Here is a 7,436-nt window from a genome sequence, read left to right on the forward strand (position 1 = left end):
CGTCCGGCGCGATCTCCACGTTGCTCACCCCGCCCATCCTCCCAGCGCGAGGGGAACCCTCGCGTCGGTAGAGCGACCGAATCCTCCCCTCGCCGCGTCGTGGCTGGGCGAGGCCCTTGATCAGGGGCACAGCACGCAGGCCAGGTCCGGGGTCGGCGTGCGCCACGTACCCCTCGAGGCAGGATCGGGCCGCCGCCTGACGACGAGGAGCACAGCACGCAGGCCGGACCCGGGGCCGGCGTGCGCTACGTACCCCTCGTCGGGGGCCGCGGCGTGGAGGTCAGCGCGGGTCGCGGTCGCCGTCGTCGAAGCCGGTGCGGTCGGGGTCGGCGTCGTCCTCGGACCACGGGGCGGGCGGGCCGCGGTGCACCACGACGTCGTCGCCCTCGGGCTCGCGGACCTCGACCGGCACCGACGCGACGAGCGCGCGCAGGCCGCCGGCGTCGAGGAGGTCCGACGGCGTCACGGTGCGGTCGGCCCGGACGTAGTGCAGTGCCGCGCGGACGCGCTCGACCGGCGTCCCGGACAGGGCCGCCCACGCGAGCCGGTAGGCCGCGAGCTGCACCGACAACGCCGGCATCGCCTCCGGCGCGGGCGGCGCCCCGGTCTTCCAGTCGACCACCGTGGCCCCGCCGTCCCGGTCGGCGAACACCGCGTCGATGCGGCCCCGGACGAGCGTCCCCTCGACCTCGGTCTCGAACGGCACCTCCACCGCGACCGGCGTGCGGTTCGCCCACGCGCTCGCCGTGAACCGGTCCTGCAGCTCGGTGAGGTCGGCCGAGGCCGGGTCGTCGGTGGCGGGGTCCTCGTCGGCCGCGCCCGGGAGCTCGTCGAACTCCAGCAGCTCGGTCTTCGCGAACCAGCGCTCCACCCACGCGTGGAACTCCGTGCCGCGCCGGGCGCGGGGGTCCGGCGGGCGCGGAACGGGCCGGCGCAGCCGCCGGGCCAGGGCGTCCGGGTCGGCGGCGAGGTCGACGAGCTGGCTGACCGAGAGCTGCGGGGGCAGCAGGACGCGGGCGTGGCGTTCCCGGGCCGCGGCGCGCTCCGCGAGGAGCACGTCGACGTCGGCGGCCCACCCGTCGGGGTCGGGTGCCGTGGTGTCGGTCGGCTCGGGCCCGGCCACGACGGACTCGGCCGACGGGAGGCAGGCGGTCGCGTCGGTCGCGGCCAGCCGGGCACGCGCCGCGCGCACCAGCGCCGCCCCCTCCTCGACCGCCGCGCGGCGGGTCCCGAGCGGGTCGACCGGCCAGGCCTGCGCCCGTTCGACCTCGGCGAGCGGGTTGGCCGCGCCCTCCTCGGGCGGGTCGGCCCAGGTGTCGACGGTGACCCCACCCCGGCGCGCGACCTCGCCGATCTCGGTGAGGAAGTCGGAGGGCCCCCGGGGCTTCTCGCCGGACTCCGCCCACCAGTGGCCGGACACGAGCAGGGTCCGCTCGGCGCGGGTGAGCGCGACGTAGAAGAGCCGGCGCTCCTCGACGAGCCGGCGCTCGTCGAACTCCTGCTCGTGGCGGTCCAGGCGCTCGGTGAGCTCCTTGCGGTCGGCGACCCCGGCCACGTCGAGGACCGGGAGGTCCGGCCGGTCGCCACGCAGCTCGGCGGGCAACGACGCGATGCTCGTCAGCCACGACCCGGACAGCTTGGGGCCGGGGAAGGTCTTGGCGCAGACGTGGGGCACCGCGACGACCTCCCACTCCAGGCCCTTCGCGGCGTGCACGGTCAGGACCTGCACCCGTGCGCCTCCGAGCGCCGGGTCGGCACCGGCGGTCGACTCCACCTCGCCCGGGGTCAGCCCGTCCTCGGCCTCCTCGGCGGCGTCGAGGTAGGAGAGCAGCGCGGTCGGGGTGGCGGTGCCCCCGGAGGTGGCCGCGCCGCCGGCGAAGTCGGCGACGACGTCCGCGAACGCGTCCAGGTGCGCCCGGCCGACCTCGCCCGGCCGCGACGCCGACTCGACGTCGAGCAGCAGCGTCCGCTCGACGTCGGCGACGAGGTCCACCAGCGGCGCGGTCACCCGACGGCGCAGCCCGACCAGCTCGCGCGCGAGCCGGCGCAGCCGCGTGTAGCCGGCCGGCGAGTAGTGCTCCGCCGGTCCGGGGTCGTCCAGCGCGTCGACCAGCCCTGCGCGCTCGGCGTGCTCGCCGGGCAGGGCGTCGGCGACCGGGTCGGGAGCGCCGGCCGTCGGCGCCGTCTCGGGAATCGGCGATGCGGCGAGCTCGCGGGCACGGCGCCACAGCGCGGCGAGGTCGGCGCCCCCGATCCGCCAGCGCGCACCGGTGAGCAGCCGCACCGCCGCACCGCCAGCGAGCGGGTCGACGACCAGGCGCAGCGCCGAGACGAGGTCGCGCACCTCGGGCTCGTCGAGCAGGCCACCGAGCCCGACGACCTCGACCGGGAGATCCCGTTCGCGCAGTGCGGCCGCGAGCTCGGTCATGTCGGCCCGGCGCCGCACGAGCACCGCACTCGTGGGCGGCGCCTCGCCGCGGTCGAGCGCGGCCCGCCACCGGTCGGCGACGGCGTCCGCGAGCCAGGTCCGTTCGGACACCACGTCGGTGTGCAGGGCGACCCGGACGTCACCGGGCGCGGCGCCGGTGAACGCGCGGAGCTCGTCGACGCCGTCCAGGGAGCGGGGTTCGCGCAGCGGCTCCACCACCCCGTTGGCGAGCGCCAGCACCTCGGGCGGGTTGCGGAAGCTCGTGAGCAGACCGAACCGCCGAGCGGCCACCCACTCCCCCTCGGCATCCGGCCGCGGGAAGTCGGTGACGAACCGTGGCAGGTTCGCCGCGCTCGCGCCCCGCCAGCCGTAGATCGACTGGAACGGGTCGCCCACGGCGGTCACCGCGGTCTGCTCGTCACCCCCGAACAGCGCGCGCAGCATGATCCGCTGGGCGTGCCCGGTGTCCTGGTACTCGTCGAGCAGGACCGCCCGGAACGCGCCGCGCTCGGCCTGGCCGACCTCGGGGTGCGCGTCCGCGAGGCGGGCGGCCGCGGCCATCTGGTCGGCGAAGTCCAGACAGCGCTCGGACCGCTTGCGCGCGGCCAGCTCCTCGACCAGCGGCAGGAGCGCGACCCGGAACCGCTGCCGCTCGACGATCTTCGTCAGCGCCTGCGGCAGCGCCGACCGCTGCCCCTTGGCCGGCGGCGCGGACTCGACGACGCGGGCAAGCGCCTCGGCGTGCTCGCGCAGCTGGTCGGGCTCGGCGAGGTGCTCCCCCAGCTCGCCGGCCAGCGCGAGGACGTAGCCGGTGACGCTGGTCGGGATGAGCGCGGTGTCGAGGTCGCGGGTCCAGGACGAGACGACGCGGTGGGCGAGCTGCCACGACGCGGTCGGCGAGAGCAGGCGCGCCCCGGGATCGACCGGCAGCCGCAGCCCGTGCTCGGTGAGCAGCCGGCCCGCGTAGGCGTGATAGGTCGAGACGGTCGGCTCGAGGGTGCGCACCAGGACCCGGCGCTCGCCGGTGGGGTCGAGCTCGTCGAGCAGCGGGTCCCCGGCGAGGCGGCGCAGGCGGCGCCGGATGCGGTCGGCGAGCTGCCCGGCGGCCTTGCGCGTGAAGGTCAGGCCGAGCACCTGGTCCGGCGTGACGATGCCGTTCGCCACCAGCCACACCACCCGTGCGGCCATCGTCTCGGTCTTCCCGGACCCGGCGCCGGCGGTGACGAGCGCGGACGCGAACGGGGCCGCGATGACCTCGGCCTGCTCGTCGGTCGGGCGGCGCAGCCCGAGGCGCTCCGAGAGCTCCGCCGGGTCGATCAACCCGGTGGTGCCCACCACCAGACCGGTCACGGGACCTGCCTCCCCGACGAGTGCACCGGGCACGCCGTGCGCACCGGGCAGCGCGGGCACGTGTCGTTCTCCTGCCCGACGAACACCGGCCCCTCCGTCATGCGCGCCGCCGCCGCGACCTGCTCGCGCCAGTGCTCGACGCCGTCCTCGTCGAGCGGGGTCTGGGCCCGCTCCTTGGCCTTCTGGCCGTCGCGCTGCAGGTAGACCAGCCGGGCCCCGCCGGGGACGGTCGCAGCGGCCGACCCCTCCGAGGCCGGCGGCGCGGCCAGCCGCTCGGCGAACGCCCCCAGCGCCACCGCCAGCTGGTACACCGCGAGCTGGGGGTGCTCGGCCGCCTTCGCCGCCGAGATCGGGCTCTTGCCCGTCTTCACGTCGACGATCACCGGGCGGCCCTGGCCGTCGACCTCGAGGCGGTCCACCCGGCCGCGGATCGCGACGTCCGCGTCCGCCCCCGCGAGCCGCGCCGTCACCGACTCCTCGACGGCCTGCTCGGTGAGCTCGCGCCGCGAGCCGTCGCGCCAGGCGAGGAACGAGCGGAGCATCCGCCGGCAGTTCGCGAGCTCCCGCCGCGAGAACCACGGCGCGCCCGCGTCGACCGACGCCCACGCGACGTCGAGCGCCTCGTCCAGCTCGGTCTCCCCCGCCCCCTCGGCCGCGCGCTGCACGAGGGCGTGCACGAGGGAGCCGGTGACCGAGGCCAGCGAGTCGGAGTCGTCCCCGCCGTGGGTCTGCAGCGCCCAGCGCAGCGGGCAGGTCAGGATCGTCTCGACCGCGCTGGGGCTCACCGTGATCCGGGAGCCGGGCGGGCGCAGCGGCTCGCCGGTGGACACGTCGAGCAGGCCGTACCAGTCGTCCGGGTCGGCCCCCGGGACGCCGGCCTCGGCGAGCCGCGCGAGCTGGGTCGCCGCGCGGTCACGTCGCGCCGGGTCGGTCGCGGGCGCCGTCACCGCGCGGCGCAGGTCGCCGACCAGCTCGGCGAGCACCAGCGCGCGTCCCTGGCGGCGCCGGGTCCGCCCGGTGTCGTCGGGTCCCGACGACGTGGTGTCGGGGGCGACGTCGTCGAGGAACCGCGACGGCGTGACGTCCTCGGACTCGACGGCGCCGACGTGGACGGCCCGGCGGGCCCGCGAGAGCGCGACCACGAACAGCCGGCGTTCCTCGTCGAGCAGCGGGACGCGGGTGGACAGCGCCGGGTCGTCCGGGACGCCCGCGAGCACGTCGACCATCCGCTCGACGCCGAGCAGGGTCCCGCGACGGCGCAGGTCGGGCCAGACGCCCTCCTGCACGTCCGGGATCACGACGACGTCCCACTCCCGTCCCCGGGCGGCGTGCGCGGTGAGCAGCGCGACCGCCTCGCCGTCGGGGGTGCGCGGCGCCAGGCCGTCGCTCGCGAACCGCTGGTCGTCCACCTGGGCGACGAACCCGGCGACGGTGCCGCCGGGCAGGTCCTCCACGAACCGCCCGGCCCGCTCCACGAGCGCGACGACGGCGTCCAGGTCGCGGTCGGCCTGCGCTCCCGTGACCCCGCCGCGGTCGCTGGCCGCGACCCACCGCGACTGCAGACCGCTCGCCGACCAGACCGCCCACACCACGTCGGGCACGCTCTCCCCCGCGCGGATCGCCTCCACAGCTGCACCGAGCAGGCGGGCGACCCGGCGCAGCGGCGCGGCGTCAGCGTCCGGGACCAGGGCCAGCGGGTCGGGCCAGCCCGCGAGGTGGTCGACCAGCACGTCGACGATCAGCTCGTCGCTGGAGCGCTCGGACCCCCCGCCGGCCTCGTGCAGCCGCAGCAGGCCGCGACGCAGCCGCCGCAGCCCGAGCGGTTCCGCGCCGCCCAGCGGGGACGAGAGCAGGGCGAGCGCGGTGTCGGCGTCGATCGCGGAGACCGGTGGGGCGGTGGCGGCCGTCGCGGCGCAGCGCAGCAGGGTCAGCAGCGGGGCCACGGCCGGGAGCGCGGCGAGCGGGGTGTCGTCCACCGGCACCGCGAGGGGCACGCCCGCGGCGAGCAGTGCCCGGCGCAGCGGCGGCAGGGAGAGCGGCACGGAGCGCACCACGACGGCCAACCGCGACCACGGCACGCCGTCGACCAGGTGCGCCCGGCGCAGGGTGTCGGCCACCCAGGCCGCCTGGCGGCCCGGCGTCGGGAACACCGAGACCGTGGCGGCGCCGCCCTCCGGCGCGGCGTCGGGCAGCCCCGTGCGCGTCCGGCCGGGGCCGACGCCGCGCAGCGGCTCGACGGCCCGGGCCACCGCGTCGCGCACCGCCGGCGACCCGCGGTGGTCGAGCGTGAGCACCGCGGTCGCGCGGCCGCCGGGGTCGGCGTCGCGCAGCACGTCCGGGGCGGCGCCGCGGAAGCCGAGCACCGAGGAGTCCGGGTCGCCGGCCAGGACCCACGCCTGCGCCGTGGCGCCCAGGGTGCGGGCGAGCTCGAGCTGCTGGGGGTCCATGTCCTGCGCGTCGTCCACCACGAGGTGGCGCACGTGCTCGCGCTCGCTCGCGAGCAGCCCGGGGTCGGTGGTGAACGCGTCGAGCACCGCCGCGACGAGCTCCGCTGCGTCGAGCGGCGGGGCCGAGGCCAACGGGTTCGCCGACCCCGCCGCCGCGCGCAGCAGCGTGACCTCCTCGAAGCTCTGGTAGAAGCGCGCGGCCGCCACCCACACCGCGACGTCGTGCTCCTTGCCCAGCGCCCGCAGCTCCCGCGGGCCGAGCCCGCGCTCCGCGGCGCGCAGCAGCAGGTCCCGCACCTCGGCGGCGAACGCGGGCGCCTCGAGCGCGGGCGTCAGCCGCGCGGGCCAGCCCGAACCCCGGCCGAAACCCGCGGCCTCCCCGGCGAGCAGCTCGCGGACCATCGCGTCCTGCTGCGCGCCTGGCAGCAACCGCGGCGGGGCCTCCTCCCGGCGCGCGGCGTGGCGGCGCAGCACCGCGAACGCGTACGAGTGCACGCTGCGCACCAGCGGCTCCCGCGCGGCCGTCAGCGTGCTGCCGACGGCACCGTCGAGGACACGGCGACGGGCCGAGATGCGCTCGCGCAGCGCCGCGGCGGACCGTCGGTCGCCCACGAGGACCAGCGAGCGCGCGTCCGGGTCGGCGTGCAGCAGCCGTGCGACCCGCTCGGCCAGCAACGTGGTCTTCCCCGTGCCGGGCCCGCCGAGCAGCCGCAGGAATCCCGCGTCGTGCTCCAGCACCCGCCGGGCCGGCGGGTCCAGCACGAGGTCGGCCGGCAGGCGGGTGGCCGCGCGCAGCAGCCGGGGTGCGGGCTGCGCGCCGTCACCCCTCGCACCGGGACCCCGCGTACCCCCGGAAGCCGCCGTCGTCATGTCCCCGAGGGAACCACGACCCCCCGACAGTCACGTCCCCGGCTGGCAGGATCGCCCGCGTGGACGAGGCACGGCACGAGCGGATCCGGGCGGTCGTCGCCTCGATCCCCGAGGGCCGCTGGTGCAGCTACGGCGACGTCGCGGCGGCGGCCGGGGAGCGCTCGGCGCGGGTCGTCGGGACCGTGCTCTCCACCGACGGCGCCGACCTGCCGTGGCACCGGGTCCTGCGCACCACCGGCACGCCGGCGCCGCACATCGCGGTCGAGCAGATCCGCCGCCTCACCGCGGAGGGCGTCCTCGTCGTCGACGCCCGCGCCGCGAAGGGCCAGCGGCACGCGTTC

The 7,436-nt window shown here is 77.8% G+C and carries 3 protein-coding genes; 1 reads left to right on the plus strand and 2 read right to left on the minus strand.

The annotated features are described in order from the left end of the window. Positions 1-280: 280 nt before the first annotated feature. Entirely contained in the window at positions 281-3,778 is a 3,498-nt protein-coding gene (locus AC0CYZ_RS30070) for an ATP-dependent helicase (protein WP_472221779.1), read from the minus strand. Continuing rightward, positions 3,775-7,095, minus strand: a complete 3,321-nt coding sequence (locus AC0CYZ_RS30075; protein WP_472221780.1) for an ATP-dependent helicase — start codon at positions 7,093-7,095, stop codon at positions 3,775-3,777. The genes AC0CYZ_RS30070 and AC0CYZ_RS30075 overlap by 4 nt, the downstream gene beginning before the upstream one ends. A 59-nt stretch (positions 7,096-7,154) precedes the next feature. Here AC0CYZ_RS30075 and AC0CYZ_RS30080 point away from each other — a divergent pair. Then, positions 7,155-7,436 (plus strand): MGMT family protein (locus AC0CYZ_RS30080; RefSeq protein WP_472221781.1); only part of this gene is annotated, 282 nt, incomplete at its 3' end.

Source organism: Actinomycetospora sp. (genome assembly GCF_055612215.1).

Bases quoted from the DNA above. Each gene is read 5' to 3' on its own strand.
- AC0CYZ_RS30075 (WP_472221780.1), bottom strand. From the start codon at position 7,095: ATGACGACGGCGGCTTCCGGGGGTACGCGGGGTCCCGGTGCGAGGGGT.